The organism is Acetobacter musti (assembly GCF_011516835.1).
Taxonomy (GTDB): domain Bacteria; phylum Pseudomonadota; class Alphaproteobacteria; order Acetobacterales; family Acetobacteraceae; genus Acetobacter; species Acetobacter musti.
The window spans coordinates 22,906-38,319 of the sequence record NZ_WOTB01000025.1; the positions used below are offsets into that span (position 1 = coordinate 22,906).

At 59.2% G+C, this 15,414-nt stretch carries 24 protein-coding genes and 1 pseudogene; 10 read left to right on the forward strand and 15 right to left on the reverse strand.

Features of this window, described 5'->3' with window-relative positions; genetic code table 11:
* The first annotated feature begins 16 nt into the window (after positions 1 to 16).
* Both GOB93_RS15665 and GOB93_RS15670 read left to right on the forward strand, forming a co-directional pair.
* The gene (locus GOB93_RS15665; RefSeq protein ID WP_173584478.1) at positions 17 to 799 is read left to right on the forward strand and encodes a hypothetical protein; all 783 of its coding nucleotides are present in this window, start codon (positions 17 to 19) and stop codon (positions 797 to 799) included.
* Between the two features lie 119 nt (positions 800 to 918).
* The gene (locus tag GOB93_RS15670; protein ID WP_173584445.1) at positions 919 to 1,206 is read left to right on the forward strand and encodes a hypothetical protein; all 288 of its coding nucleotides are present in this window, start codon (positions 919 to 921) and stop codon (positions 1,204 to 1,206) included.
* Between the two features lie 71 nt (positions 1,207 to 1,277).
* On the opposite strand, the gene GOB93_RS21640 is transcribed toward GOB93_RS15670, so the two are convergent.
* From GOB93_RS21640 to GOB93_RS15705, 7 genes are all read right to left on the reverse strand, one after another.
* Entirely contained in the window at positions 1,278 to 1,619 is a 342-nt protein-coding gene (locus GOB93_RS21640; RefSeq protein ID WP_242010840.1) for a hypothetical protein, read from the reverse strand.
* Between the two features lie 35 nt (positions 1,620 to 1,654).
* Positions 1,655 to 1,999, reverse strand: coding sequence for a hypothetical protein (locus GOB93_RS15680; RefSeq protein ID WP_173584446.1), 345 nt, complete (start codon positions 1,997 to 1,999; stop codon positions 1,655 to 1,657).
* 115 nt (positions 2,000 to 2,114) lie between these two features.
* Positions 2,115 to 2,324: a hypothetical protein gene (locus GOB93_RS15685; protein ID WP_173584447.1), complete on the reverse strand. Its 210-nt coding sequence runs from the start codon at positions 2,322 to 2,324 to the stop codon at positions 2,115 to 2,117.
* A 345-nt stretch (positions 2,325 to 2,669) separates the two neighbouring features.
* Positions 2,670 to 2,882: a hypothetical protein gene (locus GOB93_RS15690; protein WP_061274724.1), complete on the reverse strand. Its 213-nt coding sequence runs from the start codon at positions 2,880 to 2,882 to the stop codon at positions 2,670 to 2,672.
* Between the two features lie 545 nt (positions 2,883 to 3,427).
* Entirely contained in the window at positions 3,428 to 3,607 is a 180-nt protein-coding gene (locus tag GOB93_RS15695) for a hypothetical protein (protein WP_173584448.1), read from the reverse strand.
* A 361-nt stretch (positions 3,608 to 3,968) separates the two neighbouring features.
* Positions 3,969 to 4,238, reverse strand: coding sequence for a hypothetical protein (locus GOB93_RS15700; protein WP_146222780.1), 270 nt, complete (start codon positions 4,236 to 4,238; stop codon positions 3,969 to 3,971).
* 112 nt (positions 4,239 to 4,350) lie between these two features.
* Positions 4,351 to 5,010 carry a hypothetical protein gene (locus GOB93_RS15705; protein WP_173584449.1) on the reverse strand — a complete coding sequence of 220 codons (660 nt, stop codon included), beginning with the start codon at positions 5,008 to 5,010 and terminating at the stop codon, positions 4,351 to 4,353.
* A 588-nt stretch (positions 5,011 to 5,598) separates the two neighbouring features.
* Here GOB93_RS15705 and GOB93_RS15710 point away from each other — a divergent pair.
* The gene (locus GOB93_RS15710) at positions 5,599 to 6,468 is read left to right on the forward strand and encodes a hypothetical protein (RefSeq protein ID WP_173584450.1); all 870 of its coding nucleotides are present in this window, start codon (positions 5,599 to 5,601) and stop codon (positions 6,466 to 6,468) included.
* Positions 6,469 to 6,517: 49 nt separating this feature from the next.
* Here the strand turns inward: GOB93_RS15710 and GOB93_RS15715 are convergent, their stop codons facing one another.
* The gene (locus GOB93_RS15715; RefSeq protein ID WP_173584451.1) at positions 6,518 to 6,967 is read right to left on the reverse strand and encodes a hypothetical protein; all 450 of its coding nucleotides are present in this window, start codon (positions 6,965 to 6,967) and stop codon (positions 6,518 to 6,520) included.
* A gap of 255 nt (positions 6,968 to 7,222) precedes the next feature.
* On the opposite strand from GOB93_RS15715, the gene GOB93_RS15720 reads away from it, so the two are divergent.
* Positions 7,223 to 8,203, forward strand: a complete 981-nt coding sequence (locus GOB93_RS15720) for an IS110 family RNA-guided transposase (protein WP_173584452.1) — start codon at positions 7,223 to 7,225, stop codon at positions 8,201 to 8,203.
* A gap of 178 nt (positions 8,204 to 8,381) precedes the next feature.
* On the opposite strand, the gene GOB93_RS15725 is transcribed toward GOB93_RS15720, so the two are convergent.
* From GOB93_RS15725 to GOB93_RS15735, 3 genes are all read right to left on the reverse strand, one after another.
* The gene (locus GOB93_RS15725; RefSeq protein WP_173584453.1) at positions 8,382 to 8,573 is read right to left on the reverse strand and encodes a hypothetical protein; all 192 of its coding nucleotides are present in this window, start codon (positions 8,571 to 8,573) and stop codon (positions 8,382 to 8,384) included.
* Positions 8,574 to 8,628: 55 nt separating this feature from the next.
* A complete protein-coding gene (locus tag GOB93_RS15730) occupies positions 8,629 to 8,868 on the reverse strand; it encodes a hypothetical protein (protein ID WP_173575370.1) in 240 nt (79 codons plus the stop codon).
* Positions 8,869 to 9,016: 148 nt separating this feature from the next.
* Entirely contained in the window at positions 9,017 to 9,208 is a 192-nt protein-coding gene (locus tag GOB93_RS15735; RefSeq protein WP_173584454.1) for a hypothetical protein, read from the reverse strand.
* A 261-nt stretch (positions 9,209 to 9,469) separates the two neighbouring features.
* Between GOB93_RS15735 and GOB93_RS15740 the strand changes: the two genes are divergently transcribed.
* The gene (locus GOB93_RS15740) at positions 9,470 to 10,105 is read left to right on the forward strand and encodes a nuclease-related domain-containing protein (RefSeq protein WP_173584455.1); all 636 of its coding nucleotides are present in this window, start codon (positions 9,470 to 9,472) and stop codon (positions 10,103 to 10,105) included.
* Here the strand turns inward: GOB93_RS15740 and GOB93_RS15745 are convergent.
* From GOB93_RS15745 to GOB93_RS15760, 4 genes are all read right to left on the reverse strand, one after another.
* The gene (locus tag GOB93_RS15745; protein WP_173578276.1) at positions 10,078 to 10,512 is read right to left on the reverse strand and encodes a hypothetical protein; all 435 of its coding nucleotides are present in this window, start codon (positions 10,510 to 10,512) and stop codon (positions 10,078 to 10,080) included. The two genes, GOB93_RS15740 and GOB93_RS15745, sit on opposite strands and share 28 nt — an antisense overlap.
* Positions 10,513 to 10,589: 77 nt before the next feature.
* The gene (locus GOB93_RS15750; protein ID WP_173584456.1) at positions 10,590 to 10,940 is read right to left on the reverse strand and encodes a hypothetical protein; all 351 of its coding nucleotides are present in this window, start codon (positions 10,938 to 10,940) and stop codon (positions 10,590 to 10,592) included.
* Positions 10,941 to 10,955: 15 nt separating this feature from the next.
* A complete protein-coding gene (locus GOB93_RS15755; RefSeq protein ID WP_173584457.1) occupies positions 10,956 to 11,657 on the reverse strand; it encodes a hypothetical protein in 702 nt (233 codons plus the stop codon).
* 62 nt (positions 11,658 to 11,719) lie between these two features.
* Positions 11,720 to 12,373 carry a PIN domain-containing protein gene (locus GOB93_RS15760; protein WP_173584458.1) on the reverse strand — a complete coding sequence of 218 codons (654 nt, stop codon included), beginning with the start codon at positions 12,371 to 12,373 and terminating at the stop codon, positions 11,720 to 11,722.
* 152 nt (positions 12,374 to 12,525) lie between these two features.
* Between GOB93_RS15760 and GOB93_RS21645 the strand changes: the two are divergent.
* From GOB93_RS21645 to GOB93_RS15785, 5 genes and pseudogenes are all read left to right on the forward strand, one after another.
* Positions 12,526 to 12,792 (forward strand): annotated as a pseudogene (locus GOB93_RS21645) (HU family DNA-binding protein); the annotation flags it as partial.
* 346 nt (positions 12,793 to 13,138) lie between these two features.
* Positions 13,139 to 13,339 (forward strand): hypothetical protein, encoded by a 201-nt coding sequence (locus GOB93_RS15770; RefSeq protein WP_173584460.1) that lies wholly within the window; start codon positions 13,139 to 13,141, stop codon positions 13,337 to 13,339.
* Positions 13,339 to 13,836: a hypothetical protein gene (locus GOB93_RS15775; protein WP_173584461.1), complete on the forward strand. Its 498-nt coding sequence runs from the start codon at positions 13,339 to 13,341 to the stop codon at positions 13,834 to 13,836. The genes GOB93_RS15770 and GOB93_RS15775 overlap by 1 nt, the downstream gene beginning before the upstream one ends.
* Before the next feature lie 61 nt (positions 13,837 to 13,897).
* A complete protein-coding gene (locus tag GOB93_RS15780) occupies positions 13,898 to 14,239 on the forward strand; it encodes a hypothetical protein (protein ID WP_173584462.1) in 342 nt (113 codons plus the stop codon).
* 329 nt (positions 14,240 to 14,568) lie between these two features.
* The gene (locus tag GOB93_RS15785; RefSeq protein WP_173584463.1) at positions 14,569 to 15,345 is read left to right on the forward strand and encodes a hypothetical protein; all 777 of its coding nucleotides are present in this window, start codon (positions 14,569 to 14,571) and stop codon (positions 15,343 to 15,345) included.
* Positions 15,346 to 15,414: the final 69 nt, after the last annotated feature.

Sequence of the window (15,414 nt, forward strand, 5' to 3'; positions counted from 1 at the left end):
CCGCCGCACGAGGAAGATGACGATTGTCCTTCTGACGTGCGGCATCATGTCGCCAGCCGTGGTGAACGCGCAGACGATCAATGTGCCGGCGGGCCTGCCCGCGCACGTCAATGCCACGTATCAGGAGCTGGGGCTCGGTGAGTGGACCCCGGACACTACCAGCACAACGCAGACCATGAATGGCAGCGGCACGGTCACTTCGTCCGGTACAACCGGCGTTTCTGACAGCGATGCGCTCCAGACCATGTATCAGCAGTCGTGGGGGTATGAAGCGCCGCAGAACGCACAGGCGCTTGGGGTCAATCCATCGGCTCTTGCTGCGACGTGCGTGGTCGAATCTGGCTGCACCAATCTCTATACAGCGGGGAATGGGAACACGATTACCGGCGCGTTCCAGATGAGTGACGGAACATACAACGAAGCCTTACAACAGGCTCTGGCGTCCAATCCGGAACTTGCATCGACCATCACATCCGGGACTGCAGGACAGCAAGATCCCGCGACGCAGGCGGTCGCGGCAGCGCAGTATCTCAAGGACGCCGCCACGTCGCTGCAGAGCGCAGGAATTGCGACGCCGACCGCTCTGGACGCACGCGGATATTATAACTTTGGCCCTACCGGGGGCACCCAGCTCGCGCAAGCGGATGCTTCGACGCTGATGTCAGATGCCTTACCAAGCGTTTCACAATCGACGCTTGCGAAAAACGGGATAACATCGACGGAAACAGTCGGCGAGTGGCGCGCAGCCGTTGCGGCGAAGATGGGCTCTGCCGCGTATCAACCCGTTCTCACGTCATAGGAATGAATATGCGACATTTTCTCTGCGGCACTTCCGCCAGCCTCGTGGCCCTGGCCGCATTTCAGACCCAAGCCGTTGCTCAGCCGCGACCGACGCCCTTGCAGGGGTATCATTGCGTTATGATCAATCAGACGCTCGACCAGATGCGGGATCCGGCTCAGGCCGTGGTATTCAAGGGAAAGCCTGACGACGCGGCCCCCGCAATATCACCCGCCAGCACTGTGATTGCGGTCAAAGACGATGCGACCCCGATAAATGGATATTACCCGGCGCTGAATTTTGGTCTTAAACCTGTCTGGGTCTCAGCAAAAACACTCGCACCTTATAAATCAGCAAGCGATCCGACCGCGCAATGTCAACCCGGGGTGAAGGCAGACGGTCACCTCGGCTTCATCTTCACTCATTGAAGGGCATCGGACACACGGAATGCGAGGGCGGCCCCAGGCCGCCCTTTTCATTTTCCTGTTCTTCAACTGATTCAGCCTCGGGCAACAGGATTACCTGATGTGGGCCGGGGCAATGTCGCGGCCATCAGCTCGCGCAGGACGGGATCGTTTTCACGTCGGCGCGGACATGGGAGAGCACGGGCGGCGGCCTCACGGGCGAGCAGCCATTCGGCCAGATCGGGAGCCAGGCGGGATGTGCCTTCGACACATCGACGGAAGGCAGTGCGGTGCATCTGACAGTATTCAGCGGCCTGCCGCTCGGACCAGCCGAGGGTTGTGATGCAAAGGAGAAGCCGCGCTCCGGACAGGCCGGGCGCCGGACTTGCGGAAGAGAAGGATTTCTTTGTCATGCCCCCGGAATAAGGGGCCATCATGCGACCAGGGCGTCTTTATGTGGCTGATCGGGATTTCAGAAGGCGCGCTCTGAATCAACACAGGATTGCAGACCGGCAACCTCGCAGCGGACAAGCCTGCGCCCCGTGGCCTTGACACGCGAGACATAAGCCTCAGCGATCGTGGCGTCCGACCATTCATCCGGGTTAGCATCACGGACATAATCGTATGGGTTTTCGGCACTGTAACCGTCAAAGGTGGCGGCCTTGTATCCGGCATATAGTAAATCGATGATGGGAGGCAAGGACAGGAATGTTCCTGTATCCACCGGCCCGTCGGCCCTTTTGCGCCTGAATTCGGCAGACAGAATTCTGATCCGTTCTGCCGTGGGCGGTGTTTTAGAAAGCTCGATTCCAGTCACGGGCAGGGCTCCTTTCGGGAATGATCGTATTACAGCAATCGAATTCAGTGAAAAAGTTACTTTCTACCGTCGATCTGTCGGGGCAGCCGAATTTTCGGCCAGCCCCGCTGATGACTCAGACCAGTTCCTGGTCAGCAAAGCCGCAGCTCTGACAGATCCGGTCCTTCACCTCGCCCTCGGGAAAGTAATCGCCGGTTTCGTGATCCCAGTCTGCCGCTGTTTCCCAGAAATGCAGATCGAGCGGCTGACCGCAATCGGGGCAGAGTTCAGTGAGAACAGGAGCAACGGGCGCGATCGGGGCGAACGTATTATGCGCAACGGACATCTGACATCTCCACACCAGGCGATTAGTTAAGGGATTGCGGCGATTACAAGTTAAAGAATGAGGTCTTCGCCCTCTCAATAAATACAGATTAGTACAACAACAAACTAAGCGCAACTAGAAATCACATAAAAAGCGATAACGTTAATATATATTCACATCTAAACCATTTAATCCGCTATTTAATTTCGTTGCTTACATGATAAGCAAGTACTTCGCAGTGATCCACCACGTATTATCAGAGAGAAACCGATCAAACTCTTGCGCGTCAGCGTGGAGCCCCGGCAGGGGGCTCCAGTGAGGTTAGCGGCGCAGCCGCCTGGCGAACCAGAGTGAGAGAACCCCTAATCAGCCACCCCGGATGACAAGGGCTCCGGCACCGAAGAAGAGGCCACCCGGGACAAGCATGAGAAGGGACGCCGCAGCGACAGGGGGTGATGATGGCGGCGGATCGAACGCACCCTCAGGCTGGGGCCAGTAATGTTCGGGTATCCACAGCCCCATGAAGAAGAAACCCAGCCCGATCAGGATAAGTGAGCAGCCGATGACAGTTCTCGACATCTGAAATTCCTTTCGGGCGAAGTTAATGGCTTACGGAAAACGGATGGGATTTCCGCGACGATCCGCCAGTAAGGACCGACGGCAAAGGAAGCATTCCTCTCTTGCACACAGGGTCGACGGCAATCATTGTTGTAATAGCGGTGGACATGAAACCAGACCTTTCTGTCTAACGTCAGCCTTGTCCGGTGTTAGAGCACCGGACAGGGCGTCCGTGACGGGACCCTTCCCGGCACAGATAAAAGTTAGTACACTAACCAAATAAAGACAAGACCAAATACCTGACAAATCCGAAATAATACGGTTATATACAAATACTCACATCATTATCCGTACGCCCGAAAATAACCATAAGCAGTATTATTTCATATGCTGATAAACATGGTCCTGCACGGACGGATCAGCGGTCGAACCGTTGCGCGGAAGCGTGGAGACCCCGAAGGGGGCTCCAGTGAGGTTAGCGGCGCAGCCGCTTAGCGAACCAGAGTGAGAGAACCCCGAAGGGGACGCCCCGAATTTTGCTTTTTTTTCGTTTCTGACCGGTTTCGTCAGGATTTTTCGGACGGCACCAACATCTCGCGCACGGCCATGGCGCAGGCGGTAGTGCCGGCGGCACCGAGACACCCGATCAAAGTAAATCCGCCGGTCAGGGCGAGATACAGGAGAGACACGCCGAACACGAGAGCGATGGTTATAACGGTTTCCTGGACACGGGTTTTACCGAACATGAGAGACCCTATTCAGCGCGAGACAACAGGATTATGAGGCAGGACAAACATGCGACCGGGAAAATGTTTCGGACGGAAGGGCCGCGAGGCGTCCGGGTCAGGCCTGACGGCATGCGCCTGAGGTGAACCGGGCTGCGCGGAGCGCGGGGCGCGAGCCCTGCGATCCGGGCGGCCCTGTTCACTGAGAGGGGCGTGCCGGCATCGCGCGGAGCGCGGCGCGAAGCGGGCTTGAGGCGGACGCCTCGCGGCGGCACGCTGGGACCGGCGTTTTTCCGGTGCGGCCCGCCGGCTGTCGTCGGGCCGGGGCGGCTCAGTTCCCGCCCTCCCCGGTGACGCCGACGGCCTGCATGGGGGGCAGCTATCAGAACGGGCAGGGATCGCGGCCATCACCCCAGGCGGTCCAGCCCGCCCCCGGAACGGGTGAGCGGCGAGGACGGGCACGCCATGCCTCGATTCCATGTTCAGCGATAAAATCGGCCGCGCTGTCATCTTCGGGATGCGGCAACTCCGGGCCGGTATAAGCGGGATTTCGATACCACACATCACGGTCGGACAGGATGTAGGCGCGTTCCGGATTGTCATGCCCCACATTGCGGGCATATTCGCGGTCGGCAAGCGATTCATGGCTCATCGTCATACTCTCCGGGGCTTGTGCATAAGTGAAAAACTGCGGCGGGCTGCGCCTTTCCGGGGTCTGCCGGTGTGAGAGGGTGCCGGACCCGGTCGGGGTCCGGCGTGTGGGATCAGAAGCCGAGGGCGTCCATCTCGGCGGCGGCGGCCTGCTGATTGAGGGCGCGGGCGTTGCCTGCCACGTAGGGCTTCCATGGGGTGCCGATGATGTCCTCATAGGCGGCAAGGGCACCACGGGCAGAGGCGACCAGCGCGGCGGCTTTCATGCCCTGCTCTGCGGCGAAGCGGCGGGCGTTCGCTGCCTTGTTTTCCAGCCCGTCAACGCCCTGCCGGTCCTCTTCGCGGTATTCGTTGAACTGCGAGGACAGCTCGCGGGCCTGTGCGCGCTTGTTGTCATAGAACTGGGCGGCACCATAAGCGGAAGAGACGGCGGCTCCGACCATGCGCTGAAGGTGCATTTCAAGGCCCTTGTCGTTTTCCTCTCCGTTCCATGTCGTGACGACGAGGACGGGGGAGAGGCTGCGGGCCATGGCGGTGAAAGCCTGCCGGGTTGTCTCTGCGAGACCGTCGGCGTCGAAGTCGTCAAGGCCAAAGTGGGAAACGATCTTGCTGATCTGGTCGGGCACGGGGATGAGGGCTTCGGCGGCTTCGATGGTAATGACCGGAGCGCGGCGGGCGGCGGGTGCCTTCTGCGCGGCTTTTGCCTTGCCGGATGCTTTCTTCTCTTGCGCGGAAACGAGAGCGGCAGTCATTGTGGTGGCAGCGTTGGACATGAAACGGACCTTTCTGTCTTGCGTCAGCCCCGTTCGGTGTTCGAGCACCGGGCGGGGCGTCTGTGGCGGGAACCATTTCCCTTTCCACAAATACAGAGTAGTACTCCCACCAAATAAACGCAAGAAAAAAGCGCACTAAAAGGCGATAAATCCGCATTTATTTTCAAATAATATCCTTTTTTCTCCGCCTGCCCATTTCTTTACTTACACAAACAGGAAGTAATACACACGTATTCACCTGACCAATCCCAGAGGCGAGCGGTCGAGCCGTTGCGCGTAAGCGGGGAGACCCCGAAGGGGGCTCCAGTGAGGTTAGCGGCGCAGCCGCTTAGCGAACCAGAGCGAGAGAGCCCCGAAGGGGCCGCCCATGATCTTCTTTTCTCTTCTGAAACAGCGGCATTTTCTGCGTCGGACCTTTCGGGGGAACATCCCGCGTCGCCCGGAACCGCAACACCTTCAGTCCGGACAGATGAATTATTTTAACCCGTTTCGTTGAAGTCGCATGTTTGCGATCTACACAGGAACCCGTCGCACAAGGAAGCCGGGCCGCACTGTCAGGCGACCGGGCGGACACGTCGGAGATCGAGCATGAAACATCACCAGATCACGGCAGAACCGGATACCGCAGCGGTGAGTCCGCGTCGCGGCGCGGTGGTTCGCCAGATCCTGAACGCTCTGGACACCGCCCGCAGCGCGGGTGAGGTCGCCCGGATTGTGGGGAAACCGACCTGCTACGTCACAGGCAATCTGAACCGCCTGCTCAGACAGGGATATGTCAGCCGGATCAGCCGGGGCACCTACATTGCGGTGGCCGGCACGGGCAATCCGGAGAACGACGGACCGAAGCCGGACAAGCACCAGCTCGATCCGGAGATCGTGTCGTATCTCGCCACGCCGCGAACGGTACAGGAGATCACGGACCGTTTCGGGATCCGCTCGCGGACGCGGGTCGCGCCGCTCAGCACCTCGGGTCGTATCGTCCGGCTGAACGACGGCCGCTACGTCGCCCGCGAGCGGGCAGGAAAATCGGCGTGCAAGGCGGTGCCGCATCCGACCTTTGCGACACAGAAGGAGAAGGTTCTGGCCTGTCTGGAGACAGAACGGACCCTTTGTGAACTCACGGCTTTCGCGGGCGGCAGCGAGAAATCCACGGAGCACTACGTGCGCGACTACATTCATTCCGGCGTGGTGGTGAAAGTGCGGCATGGCGTGTTCATCCGGGCGGACCGGCTTCCGTTGGAGGAACGGGAACGATTGCGCGGCCTCGGCTGCTGGACCACGGAAAGCGCCCTGCTGTCACTGCTGAGCCAGCCGATGACCACAAAGGAGCTTGCGGCACGAACAGGCGGATCGCGCAACCGCATCGGCGTTCTCATCAGGAAACTGCAGGATGAAGGCCGCGTCGTGAGCGTACCGGGGCGGCGCTACGTCTCGGCCGCGTCCCTGATGGCGGACTGATTCACGATGGCCCCGTGATGTCGCGGCGCATGGGCGGCGGCGACATCATTCATCTGGACGCGAGGATCTCGCCCGTATCGAGGTTTCTGACCAGGCGCAGCGTGACCGTGGCCGGCCTGACGATCAGAACCTGCAGCTGGCCCCGGAACGGCGCGGCATCGCTGGCGATGGGGTGCATATCGGCCTCTATGGTCCGGGCTTCCGGGAGAAGGACGATACAGCCGGCATGTCCGGTTCCGGGGCAGGCATCGGGTCCGGAAACCAGATAGGAGGCCTTGCCGAAGACAACGACATCCTGTGGCCAGATTGTTTTTGTGACGGGCGTATCGACCGCATTCTGCGCGGCCTCGCCAAGGCTCCGCAGGTAGGCAACCACCCGGCTGTCAGTCCTGTCACTGGCCGGATTGATGGCGGTGAGCATCTGCGCGTGCGCCTGCGGCGCCAGGGCGCAGCAGGACGAAAGCAGGAGACTCGCCAGAAGTTTACGGGCCGGGGACATTCTGCGTCCTTTCTGATGTATGACGCGAAGATCAGAAATCATAACCGGCTTGTCTTATGCATTCCGTGTCGCTGCGTGCGACAAAGGACTGATTTTTCCGGGGTGGCCACCCCGGAAAAATCAGGAAGGGAACGGGTCGGCAACAGGCAGACCGTAATGGGTCGTCTTGAGAGTATGACCATCCCTTCTTTTCCTTGTGCCCTGAACGGATACCCGAGGTTCGGCCTCGGATGACAAGCATAGGACATGGAAAAGATGACGCATCCAGTTGCGGCTTCCAAGGCCGAGTTGCCACCCGCATCGATCACAATTGGGATCGATGTATCCAAGGATCATCTCGACGCCGCCCGTCACCCCGGCGGTGATACCGTCCGTGTCGCCAACACCCGCAAGGGCCAGACCGCACTTCTGCGCTGGATCGGCGACATCAAAGCTGTTGCCCGGGTGGTGTTCGAGCCAACCGGCCCCTATCACCGCACACTGGAGGAACGCCTGGCGGCCGTTGGTATCCCGCAGGTCAAGGTTAATCCACGACAGGCGCGGCGTTTCGCCGAAGCCACCGGCAAACTCGCGAAGACAGATCGCGTCGATGCGTTGATGCTGGCACGCTATGGTGCCCTGCTGGATCCGGTGGCGCGTCCAGTCCGCACGGATCTACAGAACCGTCTGGCCGAACTGGTGGCCGCGCGCCGCAGTTTGATGCGAGACCGCACGGCAACGCTCAATCGTCTCAAGACCCTCACGATCGGCTTGCTGCAGCGCCACGCGCGTCATCGCCTGCGGCAGATCGAGGCGCAGGTCACATCCCTCGATGCGGCAACTGACGCGCTCGTGGCGGAAGATGCGCATCTGTCTCGGCGCCGGGACGTGCTGGCCAGTATTCCGGGACTGGGAACGGTCACGGCTCATGCGCTTCTGGCCGACATGCCCGAACTCGGCATGATGGAAGAAGGTCAGGCAGCTGCACTGGCCGGGCTGGCACCCATCACGCGCCAGTCCGGCACATGGCGAGGCCGCAGCTTCATCCAGGGTGGTCGTGCCACCGTAAGGCAAGCTCTCTACATGCCGGCCATCGTCGCCATGCGGTTCAACCCAGACCTCAAGCGTGTTTACGATCGCCTTATCGCAAAGGGAAAACACGCCAAGATCGCCATTACCGCAATCATGCGAAAGCTCGTTGTCCTCGCAAACGCCCTGCTTCACAAAGATCGGCTTTGGACGCCAAAAGCCGCTTGACCACAACGGATACTCCCAGCTCCGACGCGGCGAACATGCTGAGTCCGATCAGCACAGAGCCACACATGCCCATCGCAATACCGCGTCGGGGATGTGTCGTGAGGATATTCCCGCCCCATACAGCGCTTATGAGGCCGGAGACAAAGGACAGAAGCATCATCGGCAGCATTGGCGCCTCTCAGACCGCGTCATTTTTCGGCGCAGACAGGCGCGTGCTGATCACGATCGACAGAACGACGAACAGTATTGTTCCGATCACGCTGAGAGCGACGTTTCCGAGGAAGCGATAACTCGTGATGAAGGCGAAGACCTGCACGATGCCGTCCCTGACGGTCTCGGCGTGCTCCGGATCCGGAAGTGCTGCAGCCATAAGCTTATCCTTTTCGTTGTTCGTCAGACCGGAAGGCGGTCCGGCATGAGCAGCATCATGACGAAGCAGGCGCTTTGTTACACGGCTCACAGGCGATACCACGTTTTACGGCAGTCATCGTGGAGCACTCGATCCAGCCGGATTCCCAGTTACACCGGGCACAGCGAAACAGTGCCACCATGGTCATGCCGGCCGCATAGACGCATCCATGGTCGCCAGCATCGACGGCGTGAGCCAGGACACGCCGGGCACGCTTTGGTCTGACATAACCGAACAGATCTGGCTGAAATGCCATGGGAGGCCCTGCCTGTGTGCATCATCAGGATGCCAGGCCAACATGCGACTACAAACGAAAACCGTTCCACACAGGAATTATCGCAATTTACGTTGCGTTTTTTAGCCTGAAAACAAACAACGCTTCGTGGTTTCCTCAAAGTGGGATTTCAGGATCTGATAAATTGAACAGCCGTCAGACCAGCCATCATCAGAGCGAGGAAGGTTGCCGCAGGTGCACCGTAATAAATAAATGCGGCGATCAGCGGTGAGGTATCTGGCGGGATGTTCGAGCGAAAAAAGGAGATCCCCGCATCGGCCACCACGGCCAACGCCATCGCCGAAAAGATTATTCTATACATCTCGATTCCTTTTCGAAACGATCAGTTTTTGCAAACTTGCAAAAGGCTGTCCCATATCAAAAGGGCATCATAAGGGTGCCGGGCCAACATGCGACCACAAACAAAAAAGCCGTTCCACGCGGGAATTAACGCCATATCCCTTTTTTCACCCCTGTTTTACCCCAAAGTGATGGTAAAGTGGGAGATAGTTTAGCCCATTAACGGCAGCGAGCGTGACTGAATATTATCGCAGCGGATGGCAAAAGGCGGACACAGATTCATATGGTGAGACTTCGACGCCGAGGGGGCCGGCTGCCCGGAAAAAGCCGGCTGACTGACCACGAGCAGCATATCTGGCGTTCGTTTCGCGCGGAGATTCAGGGTGACAAGGGCGAGAACGCCGTCGCTGACGTTCTCAATCGCAGCGGGCTTCCCGTAATCCACGATGTCATCCTGCCCGCTCAAAATGACCGGACCACCCAGATCGACCACCTGTTTCTCAGCGCAACCGGCATCCATGTCGTGGAAACGAAGCGCTATGGCGGCGAACTGACCGGGCACCCGGAAGACGAAAGATGGCGCCAGCGTTTCGCCGGGGAAGACGCCGACGCGCCACCTCGCCTGATCTACAGTCCTCTGATCCAGAACGCCGGCCATTGTCGGGCTGTGTACGCGCTGGTCCGCCTCGTGGATCCCGCGATTCAGGTTTTTAACCACGTCGTAATGGCAGGATCCGCAATCCTGTCGCCGGCACTGGCAAGCCGCACCCTCTCACTATCGGCGCTGGAGACCCTGCTGGGCAGTCTCGGGCGCAATGATCCTCAGGGACCGCTGGCAGAAGCATGGCGGCGCATCGAACTCGCCCGCCATGCAAGGAAGTCCCGCGATATTCAGCCGGTCATTTCTTCTTCGAGGTAGTCGAGCAGCTCGGTCGTTTCCTCGTCCGTGAGCATCAGTCCCCGGCAGGCCTCATTGTCGCGGGGGAAGTCGACAGGTTCGCCGCCGAAATCACGGTTGCCGGCGCTGATCCAGAGAACCCGATCCGGTTCATTGGGATCGTAGTCCAGACGCACACCCAGGCCGTCACCAAGATTGATGAAATCCGAGAACAGGTCATCCTCGCAACGAAGCGGCAGCGTGCCAATCTCCACGCCCACCCATCGTTTCGGGAAGCGCGCTCGCAGAAGGTCAGTGAGCTGGCGTGTGTGCGGCCGCAGATCCTTCGGATCCCGCACCGGTGTCGGTGGTTCAAGAGGCGGGAGAAAACCTGCCTCTTCGTCAGACCAGTCCTCGGGCTCAATCGCCGGCGCAGGCTTCTTCGCCATGAATCAGACGTCCTTATAACAAAACAGATACAGTTAAAGACCGAAGTCCCGGCCGGAACCAGAGGGGATGAGAGTCATCAGTTCAGCGCACGGCAATCCGATGAGACCGACCGGCTGTAAATCAGTTTTGACTGACCGCCACCAGCCAGCTCGCATCGAACCCATTTGCTTCCCGGCTGCCCGGGCAACGCCTTGCGCAGAACCACCATTTCACCATCTTCACCGGCAAGCGATACGATCTGGAAGCCATCATCGAGCAGCTGCGCCATGGACTGCGCAAGGGGCGCAAATGTCGTGGACATCCTGCCCCCCGCATGACCGGCTGCCGGCGTCACCGGGCTGCCGGTTGCGGACTGGGCCTCGGCAGGGCCGGCGGAGAAAGACGCTGCGATGAGCAGAACGGCTGCGCAGCCGGGAATATAACGCAAGGGGCCATCTCCTTTTCAGAACAGCGGCAGCGGAAATCGTGACGCGGGTGGATACATCTGCCCCGCCAGAACCGGGGCCTCAGCAAACAGAACGGCGGCAAGCTCATGCACGATACGCGGCAGTGGGGTCAGCCGCGCGTAATCCATACCCTGCACAAATGACGAAATAATGGTGGCGAGCCATGGCGCATCGAGAGGTGCCACCAGATCGAGAGGCAGAGGCAGGGCATCGAGAGGCGGACTGATCCGTCCCGACTCTCTTCCCTGCTCGAAAAGCGTCTTCACCGACCGCCACAGCTCCGCGCCGACAGCCCCACACCATGCGACTGCACCGACCACGATCGGTCGCATGGTGCGATACCGACCGTAATGCAGTCGGAACGCCGCTCCGCCGGGCAGGATCCGGCCATCCGCGTCGCGGGGATAATCCACCGTCGCCCACCAGCCGGAGAACCCTTCATAGGGAAGCGGCCCGGAACCCTCCCGGACGATCCAGGAAAGCCCCTCACTTCGATCCGGCGTCATGGGTGGTCTGAGCTGGACCGCTGTGCGGAAGCCCTCTTCCATCAGGATATGCTGAACCGTCAGCATCGTGTGGTCTTTACGAAACGACATGGAACGGCATGGGCGACAGGCATGAATGTCTCCTTGTTCGGGACTACCTGCGTGGCCGGCAATCATGCGACTGCCACGTGAAAGATCGGAACCATCCGTCATATGCCCGGCTCTCGTGTCGCGATCTGCAGAGGCAGCAGGAGCAGACATCATGCCACGGCGCATTACCCGGCCGTCTTCGGCAGGGCGTACACGATCTTGTCTCCGTTGAACGAGACGATTCCTCTCCTCTGCATCTCGTCAATGAGCGCGCCTGCTCCCCCTGTGTCGAGCTGCTTTCCAAAAAGGCAAAGGATTTCTGCCTGCAGCGACTTGCGGCGCTTCGGTTTCGCTGCTCCCTGACGTCGCAGACACGCCACCAGTTTCTTGACGCGTTCCTCAGAGCCATTTTGCGGCACGCTCTTTTTTTCGGGTGCCAAAGGTTTCTCTGGCGGAGACGGAGCCCTTTCACAGACAATCCCCTTCTCGCACAGATGCAGGATCAGCGGATCGAAACCCGTATCTTTCGAGACGATCAGAAAGCGTGCGTCGGGATCCAGCGCAGAGAGATGTCCGACAGAATACGCCACATGGAAGTCCAGAGCGTTCGGACCGTTTCCGCTGATGCGCACGTAAGAGGCGCGGGAACCCAGCCCCTGTATGGCCTGCGCCAGATCGATGCTGATCTTTGTCTGCAATGCACCGACAAAGACGTGAACCCGGACGTCATCACGACCGCACAGGGCCAGAACGTCCGGCTGCACGTTTTCATAATCGATCAGCACATGCAGCGTCGTGCCTGTTTTCGATTCAGAAAACGACTGGCCAATGTGGTTCATGAGACCCTCGTCAATCCATCGATCACAGACGGGACACGCCGATGATGCGACCACAAACCTCGCCCTGATGACGGGCAGACTATTTCTGTGGCATTTCGAGGTGTCGGCCGACACCAGCGTCAATGCCGTCCGAAAGAGGATACGACACCAATATGAGCAAGGCGTTCATCGCAGCGGTGCTGCAGGACAGCATGGCAAGCACCGGCGTTGCGGCCAGCAAGGCAGCCGACGATCTGATTGAGGCGCTTGTCTCCGAGCTGGAGAAAACCGGAAGCTTTACCCTGCCCGGCTTCGGCACGTTTCGGGTGAAAGACACCCCGGCGCGCACGGCATTGAATCCCCGCACTCTGGAAACGGTCCAGGTCGAGGCCGGACGGACCGTTCGCTTCAAGGCGTCCCCCGTGCTGAAGGCGCGTGTTGCGCCACCAAAAACTGCGACCAGAACAAAGAAAGCGTCGGCCAGGGCGTCGGTCAGAACATCCACGAAATCACCGGCCAAAAGCGCCGTCGCTGCGGATCCGGCAGCGGCTCCCGCGAAAAAGACCCGCGCCCGACGCACGGCCTGAGGGCGGCTTCACACGAACGCCAATATCAGGATACCGGGTACCTGAAAGATAGCAGGTAGCGAGCGTGCGGTCGTTCCCGCGAGGCCTGCTGCCTGACGAATCAGCGACCGGCCGATGCGTTTTTCGCGCGTTTTTTTTATCACTGGTCGCATGATGGTGGCCGACACTGATCTCCTCGCACAAGCAGGAGATCTTCTTCATGACATCGCATCACCGCCTCACCGCGCTGCTGCACAGACGCACACCAGGCGAACGCGCGGTCATCCGGCGGGCTCACTCCGGCTATACCGCCGTCCGGTCAACGCTTTCACAGCACGGACACATTCGCCGGACCGATATGAGCCCGGCATGGGGTTACGGCCTCACGCCGACTCACCCTGCGCCCAGGAGCCCCATGTGATGCTGCTCCGCGCTTCCTTTCCGGCAGCCCTCATCCTCGTGGCGACGCCCCTGCCCGGCGCACCAGCCATGGCAGGCCCATCCGTCGGACCAGCGCCTCTGAACCGGCCGACGATCGATACGCCTGTCGGGCCAGTGAGCCAGCAGATGCGAGACGGAACGATGGCTTTTGTCGAGGCGTGCCGGGCCTGGACCAGGCCTCTTCCCTTACCGTCTGTGCCCCTGTCATTGCCTCACCGTGACCAGGCGACCACAGAGCAGTTCAACCTGTGTCAGATGGCCATGCACCCTGATCAGTTTCGTGCAGCTTTGCGGTTTTACACTATCCTCGGTGCATGGGGCATTCTGCTCAGCATGGCCGTGGCCGCTTATCTGTTTATTCGCCTCGGCCGCTTCGTCTGGCGCTTCACAGGGCAGAAAAAACTTTCCTCTTCGTCAGCCCTTTGCGGCAGCAAGACGTTCGTTCATGGTGATCAGCAAGTAAAGACTAAAAACTGAATGACCCCCCAGCAATGCGACCGACACTATACCATTGTGTCTGCAAACAGAGGTATATCCGATGACTGATGCCAATACAGCGGATCCGATACTGCAGGACATCGTTGGACCCGTCTTTGAGCCTGCGCGAACAGCGACACGCCGCGCGATCTCAATCGTCACGCCGCTTATGATTGGGCAGGCTGTCCTCATCATAGCGGTATTAAACAAAGTCCCGGCTGCTGCGCGGGCGTATGAATCGGTTCCCGGCTGGTACCGCCTCGGATTGTTGCTGATCTGGATGCTGTTCAATCTTGAAGCGGGCTTCGCAATCCTGACGCCGGATGCAGACAGACGGTTGCGCGCCGTTGTGTGTGCACTGGTCCTGATCCCGGCGCCGTATATGCTGGCGCAATTTCTATAGTTTCACTTCTCAGGCCGTTATTGCGACAACAAGTACAGCCACCCATTCGCGGGGAAGCGCGATCATTGAGGTGAATGGAGACCATCATGACTGTACCTCATGGCCAGACATCGGACGCGCTTGTCTATGTCTGCGAGTTTTGTTTCCTCGTTTTTGGATTCAGCCTTCTGTTTGTAGTCGGCTTCAGGGATTCTGCGCGGAGCACGTTCCTGAATGTGATGTGGCTCTCGGTAGCTGGCTTCGTTTTATCCGGAGCGGCCTGCCTGGTAACGCGGTAAGTCCGGTCGCGGCATCTGTTCGCAGACCGGGACTATTGTTAAATCTCCGATATGGAACCTTATATTCTCCTCGTGCGCCCGCGACTTGATCCGGCCGGTGAGCCGGTTGCAAAACTGTTGATCGAGCACAGGGAAACGCTCATCCATGGAAACGGTGACGTTATCGAGAAAGCCCGTCTGTCTGTCCGCTATCGAATCATCGGTGAAATTCCATACGGTCATCGAAAACAAACTCACGAATTTCCGGCGTGCTACGTCCGGGACTGCGGAGAAAGCGGGAGGATCTGTCTGACAGGATCCGATCCGTTTGGAGGAGCCGTTGATCTTGAACCGGATAGTCTCCTCGGCAACCGGGTCGGGTCGTTCCTCATGAATCAGATCGTTGAGTGGGCCACCAGATGGCCAGATGCCGACGTCAATCCGATAAAGCTCTTTGCCCATCAGGGTCACGGCGAAAATAAACTACGCCGCAACCGGTTTTACGAGCAGTTCGGAATCAGATTCGACTACGCGGACAGCACTCATGCTGAAGGCACGGGCCGCGCGATGCAGGCCGGGTCTCTGACACCCTGGACAAAACTGCCTGATAATCTCACCGTCATCACGCTGGAGGACTTCCTGGACGATCAGGAACGAACCCTGTCTGCCTCGCAGCTTAATCTGAAGGCTCAGCGCAGACGTTCTCAGGATCTCGGCGCGGAGCTGAACCGCGCATTCGATCACCCCATCTGGTTTTCCAGCAGGGTCATCTGGGGAAAACACGCCAATCTGGTTTTATGGATTGTTATTTTGCTTACCGTTTCGTTGGTCTGGTACCGATATAGATAGAAACTAAAGGTTTCACGCTGTAAGTGTCAGGATTGAGCAGAAAAGGTCGAGCATGAACCGCCTCTAAGA